The organism is Nocardia pseudobrasiliensis NBRC 108224 (assembly GCF_001613105.1).
Lineage (GTDB): Bacteria > Actinomycetota > Actinomycetes > Mycobacteriales > Mycobacteriaceae > Nocardia > Nocardia pseudobrasiliensis.
In genome coordinates, this window is the sequence record NZ_BDBS01000003.1 from 44,660 (window position 1) to 70,961 (window position 26,302).

29 protein-coding genes are annotated in these 26,302 nt (G+C 67.6%); 18 read left to right on the top strand and 11 right to left on the bottom strand.

The features are described 5' to 3' along the window. Position 1: 1 nt before the first annotated feature. Positions 2 to 847, bottom strand: a complete 846-nt coding sequence (locus tag NP4_RS04415; RefSeq protein ID WP_067992250.1) for a CoA transferase — start codon at positions 845 to 847, stop codon at positions 2 to 4. A gap of 117 nt (positions 848 to 964) precedes the next feature. On the opposite strand from NP4_RS04415, the gene NP4_RS04420 reads away from it, so the two are divergent. Beyond that, on the top strand, positions 965 to 1,558 hold the full coding sequence (locus NP4_RS04420; protein ID WP_067992253.1) for a TetR/AcrR family transcriptional regulator: 594 nt from the start codon (positions 965 to 967) through the stop codon (positions 1,556 to 1,558). A 12-nt stretch (positions 1,559 to 1,570) separates the two neighbouring features. Then, positions 1,571 to 2,059 (top strand): VOC family protein, encoded by a 489-nt coding sequence (locus tag NP4_RS04425; RefSeq protein ID WP_067992256.1) that lies wholly within the window; start codon positions 1,571 to 1,573, stop codon positions 2,057 to 2,059. On the opposite strand, the gene NP4_RS04430 is transcribed toward NP4_RS04425, so the two are convergent. After that, positions 2,043 to 2,330: a hypothetical protein gene (locus NP4_RS04430; RefSeq protein WP_067992258.1), complete on the bottom strand. Its 288-nt coding sequence runs from the start codon at positions 2,328 to 2,330 to the stop codon at positions 2,043 to 2,045. The genes NP4_RS04425 and NP4_RS04430 overlap by 17 nt on opposite strands. A gap of 195 nt (positions 2,331 to 2,525) precedes the next feature. Beyond that, positions 2,526 to 2,672, bottom strand: coding sequence for a hypothetical protein (locus NP4_RS40635; RefSeq protein ID WP_156524880.1), 147 nt, complete (start codon positions 2,670 to 2,672; stop codon positions 2,526 to 2,528). 74 nt (positions 2,673 to 2,746) lie between these two features. On the opposite strand from NP4_RS40635, the gene NP4_RS04435 reads away from it, so the two are divergent. Both NP4_RS04435 and NP4_RS04440 read left to right on the top strand, forming a co-directional pair. Then, positions 2,747 to 3,472: a haloacid dehalogenase type II gene (locus NP4_RS04435; protein WP_067992260.1), complete on the top strand. Its 726-nt coding sequence runs from the start codon at positions 2,747 to 2,749 to the stop codon at positions 3,470 to 3,472. Positions 3,473 to 3,722: 250 nt separating this feature from the next. Then, positions 3,723 to 4,769: a SagB/ThcOx family dehydrogenase gene (locus tag NP4_RS04440; RefSeq protein ID WP_067992263.1), complete on the top strand. Its 1,047-nt coding sequence runs from the start codon at positions 3,723 to 3,725 to the stop codon at positions 4,767 to 4,769. On the opposite strand, the gene rbsD is transcribed toward NP4_RS04440, so the two are convergent. The 4 genes from rbsD to NP4_RS04460 are packed head-to-tail and all read right to left on the bottom strand — an operon-like array spanning position 4,709 to position 7,901. Further along, a complete protein-coding gene (gene rbsD, locus NP4_RS04445; protein ID WP_082875521.1) occupies positions 4,709 to 5,161 on the bottom strand; it encodes a D-ribose pyranase in 453 nt (150 codons plus the stop codon). The genes NP4_RS04440 and rbsD overlap by 61 nt on opposite strands. Next, a complete protein-coding gene (locus NP4_RS04450) occupies positions 5,161 to 5,934 on the bottom strand; it encodes an ATP-binding cassette domain-containing protein (RefSeq protein ID WP_067992265.1) in 774 nt (257 codons plus the stop codon). Before NP4_RS04450 ends, rbsD begins: the two co-directional genes overlap by 1 nt. 9 nt (positions 5,935 to 5,943) lie before the next feature. Beyond that, positions 5,944 to 6,888 carry an ABC transporter permease gene (locus NP4_RS04455; RefSeq protein ID WP_067992268.1) on the bottom strand — a complete coding sequence of 315 codons (945 nt, stop codon included), beginning with the start codon at positions 6,886 to 6,888 and terminating at the stop codon, positions 5,944 to 5,946. After that, positions 6,885 to 7,901 (bottom strand): sugar ABC transporter substrate-binding protein, encoded by a 1,017-nt coding sequence (locus NP4_RS04460; protein WP_067992271.1) that lies wholly within the window; start codon positions 7,899 to 7,901, stop codon positions 6,885 to 6,887. The genes NP4_RS04455 and NP4_RS04460 overlap by 4 nt, the downstream gene beginning before the upstream one ends. Before the next feature lie 114 nt (positions 7,902 to 8,015). On the opposite strand from NP4_RS04460, the gene NP4_RS04465 reads away from it, so the two are divergent. After that, positions 8,016 to 9,020 carry a LacI family DNA-binding transcriptional regulator gene (locus NP4_RS04465; protein WP_067992274.1) on the top strand — a complete coding sequence of 335 codons (1,005 nt, stop codon included), beginning with the start codon at positions 8,016 to 8,018 and terminating at the stop codon, positions 9,018 to 9,020. A 117-nt stretch (positions 9,021 to 9,137) separates the two neighbouring features. Next, entirely contained in the window at positions 9,138 to 9,929 is a 792-nt protein-coding gene (locus tag NP4_RS04470; protein ID WP_067992276.1) for an SAM-dependent methyltransferase, read from the top strand. Here NP4_RS04470 and NP4_RS04475 read toward each other — a convergent pair. After that, positions 9,879 to 10,598 carry a TetR/AcrR family transcriptional regulator gene (locus tag NP4_RS04475; protein ID WP_067992279.1) on the bottom strand — a complete coding sequence of 240 codons (720 nt, stop codon included), beginning with the start codon at positions 10,596 to 10,598 and terminating at the stop codon, positions 9,879 to 9,881. The two genes, NP4_RS04470 and NP4_RS04475, sit on opposite strands and share 51 nt — an antisense overlap. A gap of 120 nt (positions 10,599 to 10,718) precedes the next feature. Between NP4_RS04475 and NP4_RS04480 the strand changes: the two genes are divergently transcribed. From NP4_RS04480 to NP4_RS04520, 9 genes are read left to right on the top strand one after another with little or no spacing between them, the layout of a single operon-like run. After that, positions 10,719 to 11,552 (top strand): ABC transporter permease, encoded by an 834-nt coding sequence (locus NP4_RS04480; RefSeq protein ID WP_114755504.1) that lies wholly within the window; start codon positions 10,719 to 10,721, stop codon positions 11,550 to 11,552. Beyond that, positions 11,552 to 12,421 (top strand): MlaE family ABC transporter permease, encoded by an 870-nt coding sequence (locus NP4_RS04485; RefSeq protein ID WP_067992282.1) that lies wholly within the window; start codon positions 11,552 to 11,554, stop codon positions 12,419 to 12,421. Before NP4_RS04480 ends, NP4_RS04485 begins: the two co-directional genes overlap by 1 nt. Before the next feature lie 3 nt (positions 12,422 to 12,424). After that, a complete protein-coding gene (locus tag NP4_RS04490; protein ID WP_067992285.1) occupies positions 12,425 to 13,456 on the top strand; it encodes an MlaD family protein in 1,032 nt (343 codons plus the stop codon). After that, a complete protein-coding gene (locus tag NP4_RS04495) occupies positions 13,453 to 14,460 on the top strand; it encodes an MCE family protein (RefSeq protein ID WP_067992288.1) in 1,008 nt (335 codons plus the stop codon). The genes NP4_RS04490 and NP4_RS04495 overlap by 4 nt, the downstream gene beginning before the upstream one ends. Next, entirely contained in the window at positions 14,457 to 15,473 is a 1,017-nt protein-coding gene (locus NP4_RS04500) for an MCE family protein (protein WP_082875546.1), read from the top strand. Before NP4_RS04495 ends, NP4_RS04500 begins: the two co-directional genes overlap by 4 nt. Continuing rightward, a complete protein-coding gene (locus NP4_RS04505; protein WP_147287852.1) occupies positions 15,473 to 16,414 on the top strand; it encodes an MCE family protein in 942 nt (313 codons plus the stop codon). Before NP4_RS04500 ends, NP4_RS04505 begins: the two co-directional genes overlap by 1 nt. Continuing rightward, positions 16,411 to 17,400, top strand: coding sequence for an MlaD family protein (locus NP4_RS04510; RefSeq protein WP_067992298.1), 990 nt, complete (start codon positions 16,411 to 16,413; stop codon positions 17,398 to 17,400). The genes NP4_RS04505 and NP4_RS04510 overlap by 4 nt, the downstream gene beginning before the upstream one ends. Next, positions 17,397 to 18,338: an MlaD family protein gene (locus NP4_RS04515; protein WP_067992301.1), complete on the top strand. Its 942-nt coding sequence runs from the start codon at positions 17,397 to 17,399 to the stop codon at positions 18,336 to 18,338. The genes NP4_RS04510 and NP4_RS04515 overlap by 4 nt, the downstream gene beginning before the upstream one ends. Positions 18,339 to 18,351: 13 nt before the next feature. Next, on the top strand, positions 18,352 to 18,906 hold the full coding sequence (locus NP4_RS04520) for a hypothetical protein (protein ID WP_082875523.1): 555 nt from the start codon (positions 18,352 to 18,354) through the stop codon (positions 18,904 to 18,906). Here the strand turns inward: NP4_RS04520 and NP4_RS04525 are convergent. After that, positions 18,888 to 19,595 (bottom strand): TetR/AcrR family transcriptional regulator, encoded by a 708-nt coding sequence (locus NP4_RS04525; RefSeq protein ID WP_067992306.1) that lies wholly within the window; start codon positions 19,593 to 19,595, stop codon positions 18,888 to 18,890. The genes NP4_RS04520 and NP4_RS04525 overlap by 19 nt on opposite strands. 133 nt (positions 19,596 to 19,728) lie before the next feature. Here NP4_RS04525 and NP4_RS04530 point away from each other — a divergent pair, with 133 nt between their 5' ends. Together NP4_RS04530 and NP4_RS04535 are read left to right on the top strand one after the other, a co-directional pair. Then, the gene (locus tag NP4_RS04530; protein ID WP_067992545.1) at positions 19,729 to 21,630 is read left to right on the top strand and encodes an acyl-CoA dehydrogenase family protein; all 1,902 of its coding nucleotides are present in this window, start codon (positions 19,729 to 19,731) and stop codon (positions 21,628 to 21,630) included. A gap of 85 nt (positions 21,631 to 21,715) precedes the next feature. Next, the gene (locus tag NP4_RS04535; protein ID WP_067992309.1) at positions 21,716 to 22,681 is read left to right on the top strand and encodes an oxygenase MpaB family protein; all 966 of its coding nucleotides are present in this window, start codon (positions 21,716 to 21,718) and stop codon (positions 22,679 to 22,681) included. Here NP4_RS04535 and NP4_RS04540 read toward each other — a convergent pair. Then, the gene (locus tag NP4_RS04540; protein WP_067992312.1) at positions 22,671 to 23,756 is read right to left on the bottom strand and encodes a GGDEF domain-containing protein; all 1,086 of its coding nucleotides are present in this window, start codon (positions 23,754 to 23,756) and stop codon (positions 22,671 to 22,673) included. The genes NP4_RS04535 and NP4_RS04540 overlap by 11 nt on opposite strands. Before the next feature lie 437 nt (positions 23,757 to 24,193). On the opposite strand from NP4_RS04540, the gene NP4_RS04545 reads away from it, so the two are divergent. Further along, positions 24,194 to 25,381, top strand: coding sequence for a cation:proton antiporter (locus tag NP4_RS04545; protein WP_067992314.1), 1,188 nt, complete (start codon positions 24,194 to 24,196; stop codon positions 25,379 to 25,381). On the opposite strand, the gene NP4_RS04550 is transcribed toward NP4_RS04545, so the two are convergent. Continuing rightward, on the bottom strand, positions 25,376 to 26,269 hold the full coding sequence (locus tag NP4_RS04550; RefSeq protein ID WP_245997129.1) for an alpha/beta hydrolase family protein: 894 nt from the start codon (positions 26,267 to 26,269) through the stop codon (positions 25,376 to 25,378). The two genes, NP4_RS04545 and NP4_RS04550, sit on opposite strands and share 6 nt — an antisense overlap. Positions 26,270 to 26,302 lie beyond the last annotated feature (33 nt).

The window sequence follows — 26,302 nt, forward strand, 5'->3', positions numbered from 1 at the left end:
TCTACTTTCCGGAGGTGGTGCGGATACCGTTGAGGGGCAGATCATTGCGGGCCGCGATGGCCTCGAGTTCGGCGATGGTCTTGTCCGCGAAGGCTTTCGCGAAGCCCTCGTGGCTGCCGTCGGCCCCGAACGCGGCCAGCGCGCCGGTGAAGAAATGCGGTTCGATCGCGCCCAGGGCCACATGGCCGTCGGCGCATTCGTAGATGCCGTAGCCGGGGAATACGCCGCCGAGCACCCTGCCCTCCCCGGTCAGGCCGTAGCGCACGGCCCCGCCCGCCCACGCGGCGGCTTCTTCGAGCGCCACCCGATACGACTGTCCCGCACCGGATTTCCCGCGCGCGACCAGTGCGGCCAGGGCCGCCGACACCGCGCGTTCCGCGCCGAGGACATCGGCGATCGGGACAGTCGGCAGCTTCGGCGGGGTGAGCGTGCCGTGTACGGCCTGATAGTTCAGATCGTGGCCGGGCACCTCGGGATCCTCGGCGTGTCCGATGATCTCGATCAGCGACAGCCTCGGGAACCGCTGCTGCGGCTGGGCCAATCCGAGCCGGGCCAGGGCCGTGGGGCGCATGGAGGTCAGCAGCACATCCGCGGTCTCGAGCAGCTCGTCCAGTTTCGCCCGGTCACCGCCCTGTTTCACATCCAGGGTGATCACGCGCTGGGGCGCGACCAGCCGCGCGTACCAGTCCGGCGCCGCCGCGGCGAGCGGATCACCGGCGGGCGGCTCGACCTTGGTGACCTCGGCCCCGAGTTCGGCCAGCCGGGCCGCGGCCAGCGGGCCGGGCAGATTCACGGCCAGGGAGACAACCTCGATACCCGCGAGCGGGCGCGGCGTCACTACGTCCATGCCGCGAACGATACGTTTGTATAGTCATTAGGTCAACAGTAGCGATTGCTGAGCGTGCGACCAGCTATTACTACACCGCGTAAACTGACCCGACCACATACGACGAGTCGAGGGGCGATGCTGAATCCACGGGCGACCAATGACGACCTGACCGCCAAGGCGCGCATCCGCAACGCGGCTATGGACCTGTTCGCCCAGTTCGGCGAGTCCCGGGTATCGCTGCGCGCGGTCGCGGCCGAGGCCGGGGTCACCCTCGGCCTGGTACAGCACCACTTCAAGACCAAGGCGGGCCTGATCGAGGCCGTCGATCAATTGGTCGTCGACTACTTCGACGCCGCGGTCTCCTCGGTGCCCCCGACCGGAACCCCCGGCGAGGTCGCCGCGGCCCGCGACGAGACCGTGCGCCGCATGCTGGCCGACAATCCGGCCGTGGTGAACTACGTCCGGCGCTCGGTGCTCGAACCCGCCGAAACCCGCATGCGCCTGCTCGAATCGCTGGTCGACCTGACCCGCCGCGAGGTCAGCACCCTGCGTGAGACCGGCCTGGCCTCGACCGCGCGACACGAATCCACCCAGATCGTGGAGGTGCTGATCCGCCAATTCGGCGAACTGCTACTCGCTCCGATGATCGACGCGGTGTGGGATCGCGTCGCCGGCCCCGGCGAGCGGACCAAACCACGTTTGTCGATCACCGTGAAAGAGATCCAGTGACACACTGATTCGATGAATCTCGCGGGCGGGCCGATCACCCAGATCGCCTGGGTGGTCTCGGATGTGGCGGCGGCCGAGGGCTTTCTCGGCGCCTGCCTGGGCGTGCGGAGCTGGAATCGCATGCCCGATATCCGATTCGGCCCGGACAGGTGCACCTATCGCGGCACGCCCGCGGATTTCACCGCGCACATCTCGCTGTCCTACAGCGGCGCCACCCAGCTGGAGCTGATCGAACCCGTTCGCGGCGAGTCCATCTACTCCGAATTCCTGCGCGAGCGCGGACCCGGCCTGCACCACATCTGCGTCGAACCGGAGGATTTCGACGCCGCCCTGCGCGCGGCGGCCGCGGCGGGGATTTCGGTGGTCCAGCAGGGCGATATGGCCGGGCAGATGCGCTTCGCCTATCTCGACGGCAGCGCGGCCGGGGTTCCGTATGTGGAGCTGGCCGAGATCGGGCCGCATATGCGCGCCCTGTTCGACCGCATCAGACAGTCGGCGTGAATTCGATCGGAATCATCGCGATCGCCGCGACCCCGGCCACGATACCGAGCAGGCTCGCCGCGATCGAGGCTCGGCGGATCCGCGGTTCCGGTCTGCTCACGCGCACCGCGTGGGCGACCACGCAGGCCGCGGTTCCGAAGAAGATGCCCCCGAACACGGTCCAGCACAGCAGCATCGCCACCACCCCCAGCCCGACGGCCACGCACGCCCGGCGTCGCGCATCATCACCCGCACGCCGACCGTCCATGGCCGTCAGCGCGGGAGCGCGCACTCATACGGCCTCACCGCGGCTCCCGATCGGCGTCCGAACACCTCGAACGCGCGACGAGTACCGATAATCCGGCCGACCGTGAGCGAATCCGCGGCATTCGCCGCCGCGGCCGCCGATTCGGCGTCAGAACACCGATCAGCAGGAATCCGCAGAACCCGAGACTGAGCAATGCGTGCATTAGCTAATAGTCAGCAATCAAAGCGCGGCGGTCAACCGCGGATTATCCGCAGCGCGGATCGATGTGACCCGCGTCTCCCGAGGCGGCTCGTCACGAAGCGTGGAGCCGAACTTCTTGTAGGCGCCGGCTTTGATCTTCTGCGGCCGGCCGCGCGTGGCGGACATGGGACCAACGCTATGGCCGCCACCGAACCGCCCGGTATCCCTAAACTTGGGGATCGGCGGTGTGAGGAGGCGGTGTGACGGAATTCGATCGGGACCGGATCCAGGTGATCGCCTGTGACATCTTCGGAACCACGGTGGACTGGTACAGCGGCGTGGCCGCCCAGGCCGCGGAGATCTTCGATGCCGCCGGGGTGGATCTGGACGCCGGGGAGTTCGCCGACGATTGGCGGGAGATGTACGCGCCCTCGATGCAGCGGGTCCGCGACGGGGAACGGGCGTGGGCGTATCTGGATACGCTGCACCGGGAATCGCTGGACACGCTGCTCGACGGGCACGGTGTGGCGGGGGCGTTCGACGAGGCGGCGCGGCGACGGTTGGTGCGGGCGTGGCATGTGCTGCCCGCGTGGCCGGATTCGGTGGCGGGCCTCGAACGATTGCGGCGGCGATACACCGTTGCGGCACTGTCCAATGGCGGCTTCGCCCTGCTCACGCGATTGATCAAGGCCGCGGCGCTGCCGATGGACTGCGTCGTCTCCGCGGAACTGGCCCACTCCTACAAACCCGCGCCCGAGGTCTACCGCACCGCCGCGGGTCTGCTGGACGTCGAACCCGATCGGGTGCTCATGGTCGCCTGTCACACCTGGGATCTCGATGGCGCCCGCGCGGCCGGACTGCGCACGGCCTTCGTCGAGCGGCCGCTCGAGAAGGGTCCGCACCGCGGCGCCGATCGCGCCGCGGATACCGTCAGCGACCTCGTCGCCGCGGATTTCGGCGCACTGGCCGACCTGCTCGGCTGCTGAGCGCACCGGTCGATTCAAGTCCCCGGTTCTCGGGGCTGCCTACCCCCGGGACCGGGCAATACGCTGTAGGAACAACTACACAGGCCCGAAACATTATGGGGCCCATAGGATTACGACGTGATTGCTGCAACGTTTCGATCCAGGTCAAAAGGATGGCCGCCACGGTGACCGGGTGTCCATAATCGTCAGGTACAGAAATATTCTCGACAACCCCGTTTCGAGAACCGACGAGAAATGAGATGCGACCGCCATGCGTTACCGGCGCTCCCGCACATTGGTGTTCTACTGGCACGACAACGAATTGACCGCCGAGAATTATCTGTCCCGGAAATCACCACGGCTGGAACCGGACCGGGCGGTCACCCTGGCCCCGCTCGACGTCGAGGTGCTCGATCGCTTCGACGATTGGTCCGAGGCGAAACAGGTCGCGACCTCGTTTCCCGACCACACCCCGGAATCGGTGTTCTCGGCCATCGAGGAACTGGCCGCCGCGGGCCTGCTGCGTGGCGAGCACGAGGGCGACCAGCGGCGACAGGTCCACGGCAGCGTGGGCGCACCGCCGCTGTTCAAGGTCTATCCCCGCGCCCCGCGCGTCTATCTGCCGCGTAATCTCGCGCCGATCACCGCCTCCTACGATCGAGTGCTGTTCTCCCGCCGCACCATTCGGCGTTTCGAATCACGTCCGGTCGACGATCGCGTGCTGTCGTCACTGCTGCATCGGACCTTCGCGCCGATGATGGTCCGCGACGGCGGCCCGCTGGGCACCCGGCTGATGAAGACCAGTCCCTCCGACGGAGCCCATCACCGATTGGAGGCCTATATCGCGGTATTCGACGTCCTCGGCATCGATCCGGGCCTCTACCACTACAACAGCGAGGCGCACGCCCTGGAATTGCTGTCCGATTCCTTCGATCGCGACACGATGGACAGTGTGACGCTGGGCGATTCGGATTGGTCGGCCTCGGCGTTCGCCTGCTTCGTGACCGCGATCGTCCCGCGCACCGTCGAGGAGGATCACCACTCCCGTTCCTATCGCGCGGTACTCTTGAATACCGGACATATTGGACAAACCTTCGCATTGACCGCGACCGCGCTGGGGCTGGGCCCCTGGCAGAGCGCGCGCTTCCACGACGAGCGCCTGGAGGCCCTGCTCGAAATCGACGGATTCACCGAGAGCGTGGTCTATCTGCTCGGCGCGGGCCATCCGGTGCCGACACCGGACGGCCTGCCCAGCGACTACTGCCCCTCGGGCCCGGTCGATCCGGCCACCACGCTCGAGGAGCATTGGTACGACTGATCACCGTCGAGCCACGGAACTCCCGCGCGCAGCAGCACATTCGCGAACGGGCTGGCCTCCCCGGTGCGCACCACGAAGCGGCAGTCGCCGACGCGCCGCTTGAATTCCTCGTGCTCGAGCGGTTCGGCGTCGAGGGCGCGTAGCAGCGCCGCCACCTCGGGATTGCGCTGTTCGACATCGCGGCTGGCCCAAGCCTTTTCGATGGTCACCTCGCGCAGCACGAGCTCCAGTACGGGTTGAAACCGGGGGAGGCCGTAGGCGACCCCGAGATCGATGACGGCCACACCGCGCGGCACCGGCAGCCCGGAGTCGCTCACCGCGAACAGGTCGGTATGCCGCAGGGCGGTCAGCGCCGAGAGCAATTCGGCGTGGATCAGTCCGCCGGTACGCATCAGCGCTCATCCGTTGCCGCGGGGACGGTCTCGAGGTTGCCCGGCGCCGCGCCGGTGACGAGGGCCACCAGCCGATCGCCGTCGACCTCCGAGACCCGATGCGCGGCAACCGATCTGCCCCGGCGCAGCACCACCACGTTGTCGCACATGCGCATGACCTGCGCCAGATCGTGGCTGATGACGAGCACGGTGATCCCACGCTCGCGCAGCCCACGCACCAGCTGCTCCACCGCGGCGGTCTCGCGCACGCCCAGCGCCGCGGTCGGCTCGTCCATGATGACCATCGACTTCCCCCACGCCACCGCGCGGGCGATCGCGATGCTCTGGCGCTGGCCACCGCTCATGCGTCGCACCGTGGTGCGCACCGACGGCACGTCCACGTCCAGATCGCGCAGGATCTCCCCCGCGCGGTCGATCATGGCGCGGCGGTTCACGATGCCGAACGGATACACCAGTTCCCGATTGAGAAACAGGTTCTGCCAGACGGCCAGATCGTCGATCAGCGCGAGGTCCTGGTAGACGGTCTCGATGCCCAATTTGCGGGCGTCCTCGGGCGATCGCAGCCGAACCTCCTCGCCGCGGAACAGGATTCGGCCCGCATCCGGCGGCTGCACCCCGGTCAGGCAGCGCACCAGCGTGGATTTGCCCGCGCCGTTGTCGCCGACCAGGGCCGTGACCTCACCCTCGGGGATCGTCATGCTCACCCCGCCCAGCGCCCGCACCGAATCGAAGGATTTGGTCAGCTCGCGAGCCTCGAGCAGTGGAATCGTCATATCGTGGGCCTACTTTCGGAAGCGGGCGATCCCGGCGGCCAGCAACAGCACCGCACCGACGGCGACCGGCTGGTAGTACTGCGAGATGCCGAGGATGGTGAATCCGTTGATCAGTGAGGTGAACAGCACGGCCCCGCAGACGGTTCCGAGCACCGAGGCCTTCCCGCCCGACAGCGACGAACCGCCCAGCACCACCGCCGCGATGGAGGACAGCAGATAGGTGGTCTGCAACGACGGATCCGCACCGCCGTTGCGTGCGACCAGCATGACTCCGGCGATACCGCACAGCAGTCCGGACATGGCGTAGGCGAACAGCCGGATCCGGTTCACCGCGATACCGGTGTCGCGCGCGGCCTCGAGCCGACCGCCGGTGGCCAGCAGATGCGTGCCGACCCGGGTGCGAAACACGATGCCCGCCACCACGAGCGCCGCGATCAGCGCCAGCAGCCAGAACCAGCGCACCGGCCCGATGCCGTCGAGCGCGAGGGTGCGCAGGAATGTCGAATTCACTGCCTGGGTATTGCCGTGGGTGAGCAGCAGCGTCGCACCGTTGAGCACGCTGAGCATGCCGAGGGTGACCACGAAATCGGTCATGTGCAGCCGCCCGACCAGCAGGCCGTTGATCATGCCGACCGCGAGCCCGCCCAGGATCGCCCCGGCGATCGCGACCGCGGTGGGATAGCCGTGCGTGGCCAGATATCCCAGAATCGCCGCGGCCCAGGGCAGATTCGCGCCGACCGACAGATCGATGCCGCCGACGGTGATGGCGAACTGCTGCCCGAGCGCCAGCACCGTGAGGATGGTCGAGGCGACCAGCAGATCGCCGATATTGTCCAGGGTCAGAAAGTGCGGGGTGGCGATGAAGAACGCCACCCACAGCACGATCAGGGCGAGGGGCGCGGCGAATTCGGCCGCCCTGGCGGCGATTTCCGGACGCGCGGCGACGACGGTCACTTGGTCAGCAGTCCTTCCAGCGGATTGTCGAAGCCGACGATCGGGCGCGGAAAGGCCGCGATCTGCTGGTCGACATTGTCGTGACCGATGAACGCGATCGGCGAGACCACCCGCTCGGGCAGCTTCTTACCCTGATGCAGCGCAAGGCAGCCCTGTACCGCGAGTCCGCCCTCGGCATAGGGATATTGGGTGACCGTGCCGTAGAGCGTCCCGGCCTTCACCGCGTCGAGCGCGGCCTGGATCCCGTCGACGGAGATGACCTTGATCTGCCCGGTGCGCCCGGCGTTACGGATCGCCTGCGCCGCGCCCAGGCCCATGGTGTCGTTGGCGGCGAAGACGCCGGTGATATCCGGATGCGCCTTGAGGATCGCCTCGGTGACCTGCAGGCCCTTGTCCTGCTCGTAGTCGGCGGGCGCCCTCTGCACGATATCGAGTTTGCCCGCGACGGTTTCGCTGAAGCCCTGATCGCGATTGATGCCGTTCTGCTCACCGGCGATGCCCTGCAGCACCACGACCTTGCCGGTGCCGCCCAGCGCCTCGAGCAGTGTGCGACCGGCCGTGCGACCGGCCTCGAGATTGTCCGAGCCGATGAAACTCGCGTAGGAGACCCCGGCCTGCCGGGAGGCCGCGGCGTCGATCTGAGTGTCCAGATTCAGGATCGGAATGTTCTTGCGCGCCACCGCCGCCAGCGGGGTGATGACATTCGTACCGTTGACCGGGACCACGCCGAAACAGTCATAGCCCTGGGCGGCCATCGTGGAGATCTGCGCGTTCTCCCCGTCGGCATCGGTCTCGGACTGACCGGCCTGCACCACCACCTTCACCCCGCGCGCCGCGCCCTCGGCCAGCGCGCCGTCGCGCAGCGCGGCCCAGTACGGATTGGTGAAGTTGCGGGTGACGATCGCGATGCGGAACTCCCCCGAGCCGCTGTCGCCGCCGCGACCGCACGCGGCCGCAGCGAGCGCGCCGACCAGGACCAGCGGCAGTAGGGCGCGCCTGATTCGAACATCCATGGTGTAACAGACCTTTCGGAATCAACTCGTGTTGATCAACACGAGTTGATTGGTAGTGTGTGACCCGGGTCACCGGCTGTCAAGGGGCTCATCCGATACGGACGGGAGATTTCGATGGTGGTGACACGCGCCGACGTGGCCCGATTGGCGGGCACCTCACCGGCTCTGGTGAGCTATGTCCTCAACGGCGGACCGCGCTCGGTCGCACCGGCCACCCGCGCCCGAATCGAGGCCGCCATCGCCGAATTGGGCTATCGGCCCAATATGTCGGCCCGCAGCCTGCGGATGAATCGCGGGCACGCGCTGGGCATGGTGATTCCCGACGGGGCCAATCCGTTCTTCGCCGAACTGTCCGCCGCGATCGAGACCGCGGCCTTCGCGCGGGGGTATCCGCTGTTCGTGGGCAATGCCGCCGGGGACGAATCGCGCGAGCAGGCCTATGTGCGATCGTTCATCGATCGCAGAGTCGAGGGCCTGCTCGCGATCTCGTCGTCCTGGGGCGCGGGTATCGCCGAGGCCTGCGAACAGGCGAATATGGTCCTTGTCGCGCTCGATCGCGTCATCGATCCGGCGCGCTGCGCGCATGTGCTGTGCGATTCGGTGGCCGGTGCGCGCACCGCGGTCGAACACCTCATCGGCCACGGCCACCACCGCATCGCCTGTCTCAGCGGCCCGCACGTCTCCACCGCCGAGGACCGGGTGCGCGGCTATCGCGAGGCGCTGACCACGGCCGGACTGCCCGAGGGACCGGTCGTGCGAACCGATTTCGGCGGCGCCGCCGGATATCGGGCGCTGTCGGAACTTCTGCGCGATCCGGTGCCGCCGACGGCGGTCTTCGTCACCAGCGATCTGCAGGCCATGGGCATGTTGCGCGCCGCATACGACGCCGGACTACACGTACCGGACGATTTGGCAGTTGTGGCCTTCGACGGTATCGAATACGGGCGCTACACCCGTCCGGGTCTGACCACGATGGCGCAACCCACCCAGCGCATGGGCCAGACCGCCGTGGAGCTGCTGCTCGAGCAAATCGACGGCGGCACAACACAACCCGGCGTCGTCCGCCTCGACGCCCGGCTGGCCGCCCGCGGCTCCTGCGGATGTCCCGACGAGTTCTGATGGACAATCGTCCGACCCCGCTCGGGCGCGTCTGGCATGCTGGTCGAGAGGTAACCGAACCGAAACCGGCAGAGGGGCAATATTCGTCGGGACGGATGATTTCGTTGGAGGTGGGCGGTGACGGCGTATCGGAAGGCACCCGAGGGAGTCGATCCGTCCAAACCGAACGCGGCCCGCATCTACGACTACCTACTGGGTGGTAAAGACAACTACGAAGCCGACCGCTTCGTCGCCCAGCGCATGCTCGAAATCGCCCCGGACACCCGCATGCTGGCGTGGTTCAGCCGCCAATTCCTCATCCACGCCGTCACCGCGGCGGCCGAGGCGGGCGTCACGCAGTTCATCGATCTCGGCTCCGGCATTCCCACCTCCCCCGCCGCGCACGAGGTCGCCCACAAGATCAATGCCTCGGCGCGGGTTGTCTCGGTGGATTACGACCCCGTGGTCTACGCCCACGCCAACGCGATGCTGGGCGATATGCCGCTGGTCACCCCGATCGTCGCCGATGTCCGCGATCCCGACGATCTCATCGCCCGGCTGCGCATGGACGAATTGATCGACTTCGACCGCCCGATCGCGGTGCTGTGCGTCGGCGTCCTGCACTACATCATGGATTACGAACATCCCGACCGGATCATGTCCCGATTCCGCGAGGTGATGGCGCCGGGCAGCACGCTGGCCTTCACGCACGGATCCACCGACAGCAACGACCAATTCATCAACCAGTCCTCCAACGACACCATCGGCAGCACCGCCCAGGTGCAGTACCGAACCCGCGCCGAGGTGGCCGAACTGTTCGACGGCTTCGAATTCGACGAGCCCGGCATCGTGCCGATTCAGCGGTGGCTCGGCGACAAATTACCGAATACCGGACTGATCCTGCTCGGCGGGATCTGCCGCGTTCGGTGAGGGTCGGGCCCGCGCCCCGTCCAGCAGCAACCGCGTACACATTTCGGCGTACTGCTGTTTGCGCTCGGCGCTGAGCGGTCCGCGCTGCGTGGCCACCAGAGCGGGCAGGCCGAGCGCGACCGTCGCCTCCGCGAGGATGACCGGATCCAGATCCGCGCGCAGAAACCCCTGCGCCACACCGTGTTCGACATAGGCCGAGACGAACGAGACCATTACCGCCGATACGCTCAGCGCGCGTTCGCGGGTCTCGTTGTCGATCGCCGCGATCTCGAACAGGATCAGCCGCGCCAGCGCGGGTTCGGCCTCCAGAATCTCGAACAGCCGCACATGGATTCGCCGCAGTTGGTCGGCCAACTCCTCGCCGCTGCGCGCGGCGCTCGGCGGCGACTCACCGGTCAGGAACGACACCGCGCGCTGCACGCCGTAATCGAGGACGTCATCGACAATGGCGCGCTTGTTCTCGAAATACCGGTAGAAGGTTCCGGAGGCGACACTGGCGCGCCGGGTGATATCGGCGACAGTCGTTGCGCGATAACCCCGTTCGGCGAATTCCGCGTAGGCGGCCTCGATCAGCTCCCGCCGCCGCCGTTGCACGCTGTCGGCGCTGGCCGCGGGGCGGCCCGGCGACCGACGCGGCTTGATCTTGCTCGATGCGCTCGGTCGGGCCACGGGCCCACTGTACTTCAGACGACTGTGACCCTGGACACTCAATCCCGCCCTTTGCTATGGTTCTGTCCATTTAGTGAATGACGTCTCATTCAGTAAATCGCCCTCGACCGGAGCATCGCCATGGTTGTTCACCGATGGGCCCGAAAACCGGTGCCGTACACCCGTTTTGCCACCGACCTGACGCTGTCCGCGCTGTGCACCTTCGGCCGCACCCTGCAGCTCGGCACCGCCGCATTCGCCCATCTGCTGCGCGATCTGATCGCCCTGCGCCATCCCTGGCGCGACACCGTGGCGCAGGGGTGGTTCATCGTCAGCGTGACCGCGATACCCGCGGTGCTGGTGGCGATTCCGTTCGGCGTCATCGTCTCGGTCCAGGTCGGCAGCCTCACCCAGCAGGTGGGGGCGACCTCGGTCTCCGGCGCGGCGGGCGGACTCGGGGTCATCCGCCAGGGCGCGCCGATGGTCACCGCGCTGCTGCTGGGCGGCGCGGCGGGTTCGGCCATCGCCGCGGATCTGGGCGCGCGCACCATCCGCGACGAGGTGGATGCCCTGCGCACCATGGGAATCGATCCGGTGCAGCGGCTGGTCACCCCGCGCCTGGCCGCCATGCTCGCGCTGACTCCGCTGCTGTGCCTGCTGATCGTGTTCATGGGTGTATTCACCGGATATGTTGTGGCCGTTGCGTTTCAGGGCGTCACGCCCGGCAGCTACCTGACCTCGTTCGCCTCCTTCGCCTCGATGGGCGATCTGGTTGTCGCCCTGGTGAAGTCGGTGATCTTCGGCGTGATCGTCCTCGTGATCGCCTGTCAGCGCGGGCTGGAGGCGACCGCCGGACCCAAGGGCGTGGCCAATGCGGTGAATGCCGCGGTGGTGCTGGGCGTGATCGTCACCTTCGGGGTCAATCTGGTGATCACCCAGCTGGTCAGCATGTTCCTTCCGACCAAGGTGGGCTGATGACGCAGGTTCCGGCTCGCTATCACCCTTTCGGCGCGCTCGGGCGCACCGCGACCGCGAGCGCGCGCGTTCCGCTGACCGTCTTCGAATCCCTCGGCCACCAGGCCACATTCGTCGCACACACCCTCGGTGCGATCCCGCACACCCTGCGGGCCTATCGACGCCAGACCATGGTGATCCTGACCGATATCACCTGGGGCAGTGGGCGACTCATCGTCGGCGGCGGCACGGTCGCGGTGCTGATCTTCCTCGGCGCGGCGGTCGGCGGATCGATCGGCGTCGAGGGTTTCACCGCGCTGAACATGGTCGGAATGGGCCCGCTCACCGGATTCGTCTCCGCCTACGCCAACACCCGCGAGATGGCGCCCATGGTCGCGGCGATCGGCTTCGCCGCCCAGGCCGGCTGCCGAATGACCGCCGAGATCGGCGCGATGCGCATCTCGGAGGAGATCGATGCGCTGGAGGCCATCGGTATTCGATCGATCCCGTTCGTGGTGACCACGCGGGTGATCGCCGGATTGATCACCATCGTGCCGCTGTATCTGCTGACGCTGATCCTGAGCTATCTGTCCTGCGCGGTGGTGGTGAACGTGCTGCACGGGCAGTCCTCGGGAACCTACTACCACTACTTCGGGGCCTTCCTGCAACCCGGCGATGTACTCGCCTCGCTGTTCAAGGCAACGGTTTTCGTGGTGATGATCATCGTGATCCACGGCTATCAGGGCTTCTACGCCGTCGGCGGCCCCGAGGGCGTGGGGCGCGCGTCGGGCCGCGCGATCCGGGCCAGCCTGGTGCTGGTCGTGGTCGCGGATATGGTCATAACCATCGTCTTCTGGGGTCTGGACGTCGGCATCAGGATCTCGGGGTAGGCCATGGGCGTGTTCATCGATCTCTCCGGCCGCACGGCGGGGCGCTGGTCACTTCGATTGCGCGGGTTGATCATCGCGATCGTGCTGGTGGTGACCGCGCTCGTGGTGAGCGAATACGCGCGCGGCGCATTCGCCGACCGATTCACCCTGACCATCGATGCCGCCACCCTGGGCGAGGGCCTGTCACCCGGCGCGGAGGTGAAGTTCCGCGGCTACGCCATCGGCACGGTCCGCCACGTCGACACCGTCGGCTACGGCCATCAGCGCATCGTCCTCGAACTCGACCGCGGCCAGGCCGGTCGGCTCACCGACGCGCTGGCGGCCCGGTTCGCCTCCTCCAATGTCTTCGGCTCCGCGGCCATCGAACTGGTGCCGACCGGTCAGGGCGCGCCGCTGCGCGAGAACACCGTGCTGCGGATCGGCGAGAACGCCCAGAACGCCACCGTCGCTGGCGTTTTCCGACGCGCGGCCCGGCTGACGACCGTCCTGGACTCCGAGACCGTGCGACGGCTGTTCGATCTGCTCATCGAGCACAGCGCCGATCTCGGGCCGACCGCGCGATCGTTGTTCGAGACCGCCCGTATGCTCGCCGTCGAACAGCGCGCCCCGGTGGCGCACTACCTCGACATCGGCGCCGACCTCACCGACGGCGTCGCAGCCTTCACTCCCCCGGCCGTCGACGCGGTTCTCGGAATCCTCGATCAGAGCGCGTATTTCGGCGATGCCACGAACCGGGCCCGGACCAAGAAGGCGCTCGAGGGGGTCGACACGACCGTCCTGCAGGACATCGCGGCGCTGTTGCGGCGCAACAACCCCGACCTCGCCCGGATTCTCGACACGCTGCTCGATGTGGTGGTGCCGATCGCGGCCTCGGTGGGCACCGTCGCACCGGCCTACGACCGGATCCCGGCACTGCTCGAACATATGGGCCAGGCGTTCCCGGTGATCGACGGCCGCGTTCGACTACAGCTCGAGGTGATCGTGAAAACCATGCCCTACCTGGCGGATTCGATCATCATCGGGAGGCCGCGGTGAACGCGGTCGCCGCGCCCGCGGCCAAACTCGTGGTCTTCGTCGCCGTGGTCGCCGCCTGCGCCGCGTTCGTGGTCTCGGCGCTGCACACCCCGGTCCCGCCGCACCGGGTCGGATATCAGGCCCTGTTCACCGATGTGTCGGGTCTGTCGACGGGCGATACCGTACGCATGTCGGGAGTCGCCGTGGGAACGGTGGATTCGGTCCGCCTCGACGGAACCCTGGCCCGGGTGGGGTTCACCGTCGACCGCACCCGCCCGCTGTACGACAACACCCGGGCCGCGGTGCGCTATCAGGATCTGGTCGGACAGCGCTACATCGAACTGGTTCCGGCCCCGACACCGGGCCGCCCGCTCGCCTCGGACGCCACCATACCCGTCGAGCGCACCATCGCGAGTTTCGATGTGTCGAGACTGTTCAACGGCTTCAAACCGCTGTTCGACACCCTCGATACGGCACAGCTGAATCGCTTGGGCCAGAACCTGTTACGGGTACTGCGCGGCGACGGCAGCGGTATCGGGCCGGTGCTGGCCGATGTCGATCGGCTCACCCGGCACGCCCGCGACAGCGAGGCGGTGATCGTGGTGCTCATCAGCAATCTCGGCGAGGTCGCGCAGTCGATCGGCGGCAAGTCCGCGGCGGTGGGTGATCTGGTGAATCAGCTCGGCGCGATCCTGCGCCAGTTCAGCACCCGCACCACCGAGATCCTGACCTCGGTCGAGAAAGCCAATCGCACCATGGGACCGCTGATTCCACTGCTCGAACAGCTGCGCTCGACCTACGACGACAGCTACGCGCCACTGGACGCGCTGCTGCGTCGCATGCTGCCGCAGACCGATCAAATCGTAGAGATCCTGTCGCTCATGCCGTCGCTGCTGACCGGGCTCGACCGCGCGATACCCGATGTGGGCCAGGCCCCGGCGCTGACCTGCACGGCCGGTCCGGTCGCGATCCCCGATATCGGGCAGGCCGTACTCGCCAATCAACACCTGGTGGTGTGCCGATGATCGGGCGACTGCGCACGGAGGTGGCCGAGTTCCTGGCCGATCGCGGCGTCGCGATCCGCGAATTGCGCTGGGGCATAGCGGGTGTGGTGATCACGGTGCTCGGTCTGGCGGCCGCCGCGGTGATCTACGCGGTGCCCTTCGGCGAGCACACCTACACGGCCGACTTCCGCATCTCCGGCGACGCCCGCCCCGGCGACGAGGTGCGCGTCGCGGGAATCGAGGTGGGACAGGTGCGTTCGGTGCGGCTGGCCCGCGACCACGTCGAGATCCGATTCGGCGTCGACCGCTCGGTCCGGGTCGGCGACCAGACCACCGCGGAGGTCAAACTGCTCACCCCGATCGGTGGACACTACCTGTCACTGCAACCCAGGGGCGGTAAACCCCTGGGCGGCAAGCATATTCCGCCCGAGCACACGACCACGCCGTTCGAACTGAACGATATCGTCGACGCCACCACCCCGAAGCTCGCCGATATCGACGGGGCCACCCTGCGCGCCACCGTCGCCGAGGTGCGCAGCGCGCTCGACGGACAACCGGCCGCGATCCGGAATCTGCTCGACAATGTCGGCGAGCTGTCCGGCGTCCTCGCCGACCGCTCCCGGCAGCTGAACCAGGCGCTGCGGGTCTCGGACGAATACGTCGGGGCGATCGCCGCCGACCGGGCGGTACTGGCCGACTTCGTACGCCAATTGGGCGTCGTGGCGGTCACTCTCGGACAGCGTAAGGCCGATATGGTGCGCACCTTCAACCTGCTGCGCCGACTGTTCGACGTCCTGCACCGGCCGCTGCTGGCCTACGGCGACAGCATCGAACCCGCGGTCACCGAGTTCGAGCAGATCGTGCGGAAGGTATTCGCCGATCCCGCCCGGATCGACACCGTTGTGACCGGTATCCGCGAATTCGTCGACAAGATCTCGCAGATGCTCGGACCGGGCGGCGCGACCGTGGCGGCCCCGACCGCGCCGGGCGGCGGACCGGTGATCTGTATTCCCTACCAGGGCAAGGTGTGCTGATGGGCCGGGCCGCACTGACTTTCACCGCGCTCGCGGTCGTCGCGACCGTCGCGGCGGGCGCGACCGCGGCCTACACCGAGATCGCGCGACCGTGGCTGGACCGGGTCCATCCCGCCCAGCGCACGATTTGCGCCGAATTCACCGATACCGTCGGCCTGTACGAGGGCAACAGCGTCACCATGCTCGGCGTCGAGATCGGCCGCGTCACCCATATCGAGGCGCGGGGCGACCGGATGCGGCTCACGCTGAGCGTGGATCGGTCGGTCGAGATACCCGCCGACGCCGAGGCGGTGACCATGTCCAGCTCGATCGTCACCGATCGGCGCGTGGAATTGACCAAACCCTATACCGGCGGGCCGACACTGCCCGGCGCGCAGTGCATTCCACTCGAACGCACCCGCACGCCGATCGGGATCAGCGACGCGCTCGACGCGCTGGGCAAACTCGCCGGTGATCTGCTCGGGCAGGACAGCGGCGGGCCCTCCGACAACGCGATCGGCGGCACCCTGGCCGCGGCCGACCGCGCGATCGACGGCACCGGCGAACAGTTCAACGCCCTGCTGCGGCAGCTGTCCCAACTCGTCGGCGATCCGGCCGACCGCGCCGACACCTTCCGCCGGCTCGTCGACAATCTCGACACCCTCACCACCATGTTCGTCACCAACTGGCCGGATATGCGGGCGCTACTGGACAATCTGCACAACGGCCTGACCATGATCGACGGCGTCGCCGTGGAACTGGGCCGCGCGGTCGAGCTCGCGGTGCAGTTCCTGCCCGTAATCGCCCGCAATGTCGGCAAATACGACGCGCAGGTCTACGGCTTCCTCGATCAGGCCATCCCCCGGATTCGCGCCTACACGCCCCTGGCCGGTGATATCGCCGACCTCCTCGCGCATCTGCCGCCGGTGACCGCTCAACTGCCCCGGGCCGGTGCGCGATGAGCCGACGCCTGCTGCCCCTGCTCGCCCTCGCCGCGGCGCTGCTGCTGTCGGCGTGCGGCATTCGCGCCACCGACATCCCGATTCCCGGCACCTATCCGTCGGGCCCGCACTACCGCTTGCGCATCGAATTCGGCTCGGTGCTCAATCTCCCCGACCGGGCCAAGGTGATCGCCGACGGCGTCGATGTGGGCATGCTCGACCACATCGATCTGCTCGGCGAAATCGCCGTCGCCACCGTGGATCTGCGCCCGGATGTGCAACTGCCCGTCGGCACCACCGCGGAACTGCGGCAGAGCACCATCCTCGGCGATATCCACATCGCGCTCGACGCGCCGCGCGACGCCGGGGCGGTGTTCCTGCGCGACGGGGACACGATTCCCCTGGCCCACACCCTGCCCGCCGCCAATGTCGAGGACATCCTGCGCGCGCTGTCGAATATCGTCACCGGCGGCCAGGTCGGCAAGCTGCAGGACGTGATCCGCAGCCTGGACTCGGCCTTCCCCACCGATCCGGCCGATCTGGATCGCATCGTGGCCACCGGGCGCGCGGCGCTGCGCGATATGGCTTCGCGCACAGGCGATCTCGATCGGATCCTGGCGGGGGCCGCGGCGGTGGCCACAACGCTGGACCAGCATCGCGACGGTGTGGACCGCACCCTGGCGCTGGGGCCCGATCGCGCCGCGGGACTGGCCGATGTGTTGTTCGGCGTCGTGCAGTTGATCGTCGACTCGCGCGATCTCGCCGACCTGGTCGGAGAGCTGGCCCTGCCGCTGGTGGGTGATCTGCACACGATCCTCGATGTGCTCGCGCCCGCGCTGCGCACCATCGCCACCGCCGACATCACTGTCGCGCGCAATACCGCGGCGCTGGATCAGCTGTTGCGCGACAGGCTGATTCCGTTCTTCGCCACCGGCGCGGGAGTCGACGCGACCACCCGCTCCGATGAGCTGATCCAGGTCCTGCACGCGATGGGTATGGTGCGATGAAGCTGTCCGGACCCGTATCCCTGGCCCTGCTGCTGGTCATGACGCTCGTCTGCGCCGCCTATCTGACCGTCGGTGTGCTGCATGTGGATCCGCGCCGGGAACTGACCAGGGTGACGGTTCTGGTCGGCTCCTCCGGCGGTCTGATGCGGACTTCCCAGGTGGATCTGCGGGGCCTGCGCATCGGGGAGGTCGAGTCCATCGCGACCACCGCCGACGGATTGGCGATCCGGCTCGGTTGGGATGCGCGCTACCGGATTCCGGCCGACAGCGAGGTGCGCATCGCCAATCTGTCGGCGGCCGGGGAGCAGTTCCTCGACTTCCGTCCGCATTCGGCCGCGGGACCGTATCTGCGCGACGGCAGCGTGATTCCGGCCGCCCAGGTGCGCGTGGCCACCACCGTGAGCGAGGCGCTGGCCCGCATCGACGCGCTGAACAGCCGGATCGATCCGAATCAGGTCGCCGATCTGGCGGCGACGGTCTCGACGGGCGTCGCCGGCCGCGATGCCGAAATCCGCAATCTGACAGCGGCTCTGACGATGACCGGTCGGCTGCTGCGCGACCGGCGCGAACAGCTCACCCGGCTGTATCGCAACGCGCAGACCCTCGGGGACAACCTGAACGGTTACGGCCCGACCGTCGCGAGCGGCGGCGGCGATATCGGCCGGGGCCTGCCGGAAGTCCTGCGGCTGATCGACGCCTTCCAGGGCTATTCCTATGCGGGCGAACGGATCTGGGACGACCCGCTGGATCCGCTGGTGCACCGGATCGATCAATACCTGTCCGAGCTCGGACCCGATCTGGCCCATATCGCCACCGTGCTGAAACCGGCGACCACCGTGCTCGAACCCGTTCGGGTGGACGCCGGTTCGATCGTCGATCTCCTCTCGGCGGCCTTCCCGGGCGGTCCGGCCCGGATCACGATCCAACCGCCTCGATAGATCAGGAGTCGAGATGTCCACCACCGAGATCACCGCCGAAGCCGAGACCACACCGCCGCCCACGCCGCGACGACGACCCTCGCGCGGCACGGCCCTGCTCGCCCTCGCCGTCGTCCTGCTCGCGCTCGCGGGCTTGTTCGCCTACCAATGGCACCGCAGCGCGGCCGATCTCAGCGCGCTGCGGGCACAGAACGGCGATCGCGAGCACGTCGCCGCGCTCGCCAAGGACTACACGCTGCGCTCGCTGACCTACGACTACCGCAATCTGCCCGGCTTCTTCGACGGCGTTCAGCGCGATACCTCCGATACGTTGCACAAGCGCTATTCCGATGTGCGCGAAACCCTTTCGACGATCATGACCCAGGCACAAGTGGTGGCGACCGGTCAGGTACTCGGCACCGCCGTCGAGCCGACCGGCCCGGATCAGTACGTGGTCACGGTTTTCGCCACCCAGCGCACCCAGAACGTGCAGCAGCCCGATCCGGCGACCGTACCGAATCTGCTGTCGGTCACCATCGCCCGCCACGACGGCGCCTGGCAGGTCACCGATTACGGGCCGAAGTCCTGAGGGCCGACCCGCTCGTCGAGGCGCAACGCGACCCCGCGCGCCGCGGCGACCGCCGAGAACGCACCCCAGACGAAGGTGGTCAGCTCGGTGACCAGCGCCTCCTGATCGATCGTGGGCGAGTTCAGCCAGCGCAGTACCGCGAGCCCGACCGCGCCGAGCGTGCCGTCGACGACGTATTCGATATTGTCCCCGTCGCCGCCGCGCGAGCGCAGCAGCATCGAGAGCAGCGCCGCCCCCGAATCCGACAGTCCCCGACCGCCTTCCAGCAGCGTCATGGCGGAATGGCCCTCGCCGAACTGGGATCCGACCAGGAATCGGAACAGATTCGGATGTTCGGCGACCAGAGTCACATACGCCGTCAGCGCGGCGCGAATGGACTCCTCCACGGTGCCCGACATCGGGAACAACGGCACCATCCGCTCGATGAGCAGATCCTGCACCCGCTGCCGCACGGCCTCGAACAGCTGATCCTTATCGGCGAAGAACCGGTACAGCTTGGGGCGGGTGACCCCGGCGGCCTTGACGATATCGTCGATCGACAGATCCGGACCCAGCTCATCGATCGCGCGCAGGGTCGATTCGACCACCTCCGCGCGCACCGCCGCGCGATGCTCGCGCCACCGATCGGCGCGGGCGTCTCCGGTCGGTTCCGGCATGAGCCTGTGCGCACCTGTCACCTTGGACGCCATTCGCCCGATGATACTTGCGGGTTGAATTGCGGCTCCAGCATTCCGCCAGTTCCTTCACTGTTGCATGATAATGCTACGTTGGTGAAGGAACTGGCCCGGCGCAGTGCCCGGCCTTCGATTCGAGGAGTTGTCGGTGACCGGCCTGTTCAACCCGAAGACCTGCGAGTTCGCCGAATTCGACGCCGAGACCCGGAGGCTGCTGCGCGCCACGGTCGACTTCTTCGAAGCCCACGGCAAGGCCTGGCTCAAGCAGCAGGACCGGGATCGGGTCTGGTACGCGGAGTTCCTCGACTTCGTCAAGCGCGAGCGCGTCTTCGCCACCTTCCTGACCCCCGCGGCCGAGGCCGCGGGCGATCCGGACAAACGCTGGGATACCGCGCGCATCGCCATGATGAGCAAGATCCTCGGCTTCTACGGGATGTCCTACTGGTACGTATGGCAGGTCACCATCCTCGGCCTCGGCCCGATCTGGCAGAGCTCCAATACCGCGGCGCGCAAACGCGCTGCGGCACTGCTGGATTCGGGCGAGATATTCGCCTTCGGACTGTCCGAACAGGCCCACGGGGCCGATATCTACTCCACCGATATGGTGCTCACCCCCGGCGCGGACGACACCTTCACCGCCACCGGCGGCAAGTACTACATCGGCAATGGCAATGCGGCCGCCATGGTTTCGGTCTTCGGTCGCCGCGCCGACCGGCCGGTCATCGACAGCGCCGATTTCGATCGCCGCATGGACGACAGTGAATTCGACGGCTACCTGTTCTTCGCCGCCGACAGCCGCCACCGCGACTACCGGCTGCGCAAGAATGTCGTCGACTCCCAGATGTACGTCGCCGCCTTCGATCTCGAGGATTATCCGGTCGCCCCCGAGGACATCCTGCACACCGGCCGCGCCGCCTTCGACGCGGCGATGAACACCGTCAATGTCGGCAAGTTCAATCTCGGCTTCGGCGCGATCGGCGCGTGCGAGCACATCTTCCACGAGGCGGTCGGCCACGCCGAGAACCGAATCCTGTTCGGCCACAATGTCACCGAATTCCCACAGGTGCGCGCGCTGCTCGCCGACTCCTACGCGCGACTGGTCGCCATGCGGCTCTACAGCGAGCGCGCGATCGACTACATGCGTTCGGCGCACGAGAACGACCGGCGGTACCTGCTTTTCAACGCCATCGAGAAGATGACCGTCACCCGGCAGGGCCAGCGAATCGTGGAGGCCCTCGCGGATGTGGTCGCCGCGCGCGGCTTCGAGAACGACATGTACTTTCCGATGGCGATGATCGGCCTGTTCGGGTTGCCGCGCCTGGAGGGCACGGTGCATGTGAACATGGCGCTGTCGCTGAAATTCATGGCGGGCTACCTGTTTCATCCGGCCGACTCGGGCCTGGCGGCGCTGCGCTATCTGCCCGGCGCGGCCCCACAGCGCGCGGTACGCGCGGCCGCGGCGGGCCTCGGCAGCCGACGCCTGCGTCCGGCGCTGCGCGCGATTCCGCAGCTGCGCGCCGAATTCGACCGTGCCGCCTACGATTTCGTGCCGACCCGGCGCGACGCGGCCGACGACGAATTCCTGTTCCGCCAGGGCCCGACCAGCGGCCTGGGCCGAATCCGATTCGCCGACTGGCGGCCGATCTTCGACCGGTTCGCCCACATTCCGAATGTGGCCGTCTTCGCCGATCAGGTCCGGGCGCTGCAAACGCTGCTGGTGACCGGTCCGCCGACCGAGGCGCAGCAGCGGGATGTGGATTTCCTGTTCGCCCTGGGCGAGCTGTTCACCCTGGTGCCCTATGCCCAGCTCATCCTCGAACAGGCCGAGCTCGAGGATGCCGAGACCTTCCTGCTGGATCAGATCTTCGATCTGTTCGTCCGCGAATTCTCCGGGCACGCAACGACATTGCACGCCAAACCCGCGGCCACCCCGACCCAGCGGCGACGCGCGCTGGATCTGGTGCGCCGCCCGGTGGCCGATGCGACGCGGTTCGAACAGGTCGTGCGCCAGGTGCGCGATCAGGCGGGCCGTTACGCCATGAACCCCTGAACAGACTGTCTGGTACGCACCGTCACAGAAATGCTACGCTGGTGAAGGAACACCGGTGGCAACCGTCGTGCAAAGGAGCACCGCGATGACATCAGCAGCCTCGCGCCCGCAATTCCAGGCGCCGGCCCGCAGAATCCGCGAGGTGGACTACGGGTTCTTCGGACCCGATTCCCCGACCTGGCAGATCTGGACCGCGCCCACGGCCCTGCTGGGTTTCCAGCGGTCGGTGGTGCTGGAACACTTCGATCCCGATCTCACCGCGGCGGTCGCCGATGTCGGGGGCATCTACTCCGATCCGCGCGGGCGACTCGACCACACCTTCGCCTACTTCCTCATCGCCGCGGTGGCCGACAGCCGCATGGCGATCGAGGCCTCGGAGCATCTGATGAAGGTGCACGCCAAGGCGACCGGCATCGAGCCCATCACCGGAAAGCGTTACAGCGCCAACAATCCCGACTCCCAACTGTGGATCCACGTGACCGGCTGGCACAGCGTGCTCAAGTGCTACGAGATGTACGGACCCGGACCGCTGAGCCCGGCCGAGGAGCAGCGGTACTGGGAGGAGTGCGTGATCGCCGCCGAACTGCAGACCTGTAAGCAGTCCGACGTGCCGCGCTCGCGGGCCGAGGTGCGCGAATACTTCGCCGAGGTGAAGCCCCGGCTGTGCAACTCCCCCCGCGCGCATCAGGGCATGCACTATCTGCTGCGCACGCCGTGGGACAAGGGTCTGAAGCTCTGGACCGGCAGCCGCCTGATCGCCCCCGCGGTCATCGCGACGCTGCCGAAGTGGATGCGGGAGGTCGGCGGCTTCGATCAGCCCGCGATCGTCGACGCCGCGATGCGTCCGGCCGTGCGCGCGGCCGTCGCGACATTGAGCGGGGATCGGCTGAAGCAGGCCGTGCTGCGCTCGGCCATCGGCCCGATGACCGCCCGGCTCTACGCCGAACACGTCGAGGCGGGCGTGCCGGAGAATCCGGCGACGGTGACCCCGGCGCAGGCGCGCGAGCGCTATGGCGCGGCCGCGCGCCGCGGTTCCTCGCTCACCGCCTGATCGGTACGAGATCCCCGGCCACCACCACGGCATTGCCGCCGCCGCGTTTGGCGGCGTACATCGCGGTGTCGGACAGATGCAGCAGTTCGCAGCACGCGGGTTCGCATCCGTCCGACACCGCGATACCGACGCTCGCGGTCACGGTGACCGGCAGATCCGGCATGGTCTCGATCGCACCGCGCAACCGCTCCCCCACATTGTCGCCGCGGTCGCGCAGATGCCCGACGATCACGAACTCCTCACCGCCCGCGCGCACGACGAGGGCGTTCGGATCGGCCACCGAGCGCAGCCGCCGCGCGGTGCGGATCAGCACCTCGTCGCCGAAGGCGTGGCCGTAGGTGTCGTTGACGGCCTTGAAGCGGTCCAGGTCGACGGTCGCGATGTACATGCCGCCCCGGCGATTTCGCGGGAAGCGGGGTAGGTAGTAGTCCAGCCCACGCCGATTCATCAGCCCGGTCAGCGGATCGGACAGCGCGTCGCGGCGCAGGATCCAGTGACAGAATTGCACCAGCGGCAGGACGAAGCCGTCGACCACGAACGAGACCAGCACCACCACGATGCCCAGGCCGATATCCCCCGCGCCGTGGCCGTTCCCGCGCACCAGCATGATCGACAGCAGCACGATCGACAGCAGCGACCAGCCGACATGCAGTAGCAGATAGCGCGGTCCGTGGAAGATCGTCACGTAGCCGCCGGTGGTCACCAGCAGCGCGCTACCCATCGCACCGAGCAGACGGTCCTGCACCAGAATATTGTTGGCGGTGATGGCGACATCGGCGAGCGCCACCCAGATCAGTGACTCGATCTCACTCGGCCAGGGCAGCAGCCACCACCGCAGCGTCCACAGCACGGCGACCGAGGCCACGATGCCCGCCTGTGTCAGGCCGATCGCGCCGGTCTGCCCCGATGGCGACAATGCGGCAACCACGGTGATCACCAGCATCACCAGGCCCGCACCCGCGAGCACTCTTTTCAGCGTGCCGAGCGCTTCGTGCGACCGCAGCGTGTCGACCAGCCAGTCGTAGTCGATCCGGTCGCGCCACCAGGTTCGGGCGATCGGGTGGCCGTCTTTCATCGAGTCACCACCTCACGCGACGGATGCCCGAGCGTAAGCCACGTCACTTCCATTTGGCAATACATCCGCTACCGAATGCCCACTCGAGCGGCGCTTTTAGCACGCGCGACCATCGCGCTGGTTTGCCATATCCAAGTCTTTACGGAATCATTACGGGCGCAAGGTGAGTCGAACCGGAAGGAGGCGCCCGTGGCATACATGCGTTTCGCACATTCGTCGATGCCATACCTCTCTCCCTGGTCCCGCCGGGTATAGATCGAGTTCCGTTCCGCCGCACCGCATTCGGTCGGCGGCGTCAGCCATTGCGGCATTCCCGAGGCGACGGGACAGATTCCGCTGCCCATCGAGATGCGCACGCGCACACGAACATTGGTTGTTGTTGGTACGGCGGAGGGCCTCGATGCCGCCGCCACGATGTGACGGATGGCTGAGAACGAATGGTTGCACACGAAACCGCGCTCGCGCTGATTCAGCTGGGCGCGGTATTTTTCGGTCTGGGTTTACTGGGTCGACTGGCCGAGCGGGTGGGCATGTCGCCGATTCCGCTGTATCTCATCGGCGGGCTGGTGTTCGGACAGGGCGGGCTGATCCAGCTCGGCTATGTCGACGACTTCATCCACCTGGCCAGTGAGATCGGCGTGGTCCTGCTTCTGCTGCTGCTCGGATTGGAGTACAGCGCAAGCGAATTGGTGAACGGCATGCGTAAGTCCTGGGCCGCCGGGGTGGTGGATCTCGTACTCAACGCGACGCCGGGCATCGTGGTGGCGCTGTGGCTGGGCTGGGGTATGACCGGCGCGGTGGCGATGGCCGGGGTCACCTATATCTCCTCCTCGGGCATTGTCGCGAAGGTGCTCGGCGATCTCGGGCGCCTCGGCAACCGGGAGACGCCGACGATCCTGTCGATCCTGGTGTTCGAGGATCTGGTGATGGCCGCGTATCTGCCCGTACTCACCGCGGTCCTGGCCGGGGTCGGCTTCCTCGCCGGGCTGAAGACCCTCGGCATCGCCCTGGCCGCGGTGACGATCGTGCTGGTGGTGGCGCTGCGCTACGGGCGGTATGTCTCGATGATCGTCGACAGCGAGGTGCGGGAGATCTTCCTGCTGAAGCTGCTCGGTGCGGCGCTGCTGGTCGCGGGAGTGGCCTCCTCCCTACAGGTTTCGGCCGCGGTCGGCGCGTTCCTGCTGGGTATCGCGATCTCCGACACCACCGCGCACAATGCCACCAAACTGCTCGAACCGCTGCGCGATCTGTTCGCCGCGTTGTTTTTCGTGCTGTTCGGACTGAGCACCGATCCGCGCAGTATTCCGCCCGTGCTGGGCTGGGCTATCGCCCTGGCGGTGGTGACCACGCTCGCCAAGCTGGCCACCGGTTGGTGGGCCGCCAAACGCGCCGGGGCCTCCCGCTACGGGCGCGCTCGCACGGGCGCGGCGCTGGTCGCGCACGGCGAATTCTCCATCGTCATCGCGGGACTGGCCGTCGCCGCCGGAGCGGTCCCGGCCGAATTCGCGGCCCTGGCCACCACCTACGTGCTGCTGATGGCCGTACTCGGACCGATCGCCGCGCGCATTGTGGAACCGGTGCTGGGACTGCTCGGCCGACGCCGCCTCACGGCCGCGCGGTCATGACAACCGGGCGACGTGGTCGAGTATCGCGCTCTCGGCCGCGGCCCACGCCGAGGAATCCGGATCGACGAACTCGGCGTGTCCGACGCCCGGCAGGATCCGCAGTTCGGCGGTATTGCGGGCCTGCGCGGCCGCGATGTAGCGGCGGCTCTGCTCGGCGGCGACCACATGGTCGCGATCGCCGTGCACCGCGGTGATCGCGAGTCCGGACGGGAGATTGTCCATCGGCGAGGCGAACCGATAGCGATCGGGCACCTCCGCGGGCGGGCCGCCCAGCAGGCGCTGCACGAACAGATCGCGGCCGGCGGTCGCCGCGAGCGCGGGATCGAGCACCGCGGCCAGCACGGTGAGACTCCGGATCCGGATGCCGTCGACCGGACGTCCGGCCACCCAGGCCGCGAGCTGTCCGCCCGCGGAATGTCCGGCCAGATGAACTCGGCTCAGGTCCAGGCGATTTCCCGAACGCCACTGCACCACGCCGCCCAGAGCGTGCACCGCGTCGCCGACATCGGTCAGCGTGGTCGGCCACCCGCCCGCGCCGTTCACCCGCCGATACTCCACATTCCAGACCGCGATACCGTGTCCGACAAGCAGTTTCGCCTGCCGATCGAATTGGGACAGATCGCGGTTCTGTGACCAGCCGCCCCCGTGGACCAGCACGACCACCGGATACGGACCCGTTCCGCTCGACGGCAGATACAGATCGCCGAAGGTGTCCGCGGCCTCGCGGTACTGGATGCGCACCGGCCGGCCCGCGGCGGATCCGGTATCCACGGCCACGACCGCGGGCGATACGGGCTGCACCGCAATCGAACCTGCCGCGGCGATGGCAGCACCCAGCGCCAGGGCTACGGCGGCGCCGCGTAATCGGCCTCGGGTTCTACCGAACACCCGCGGGCACCTCCATCGTCAGTGGTCACGTCG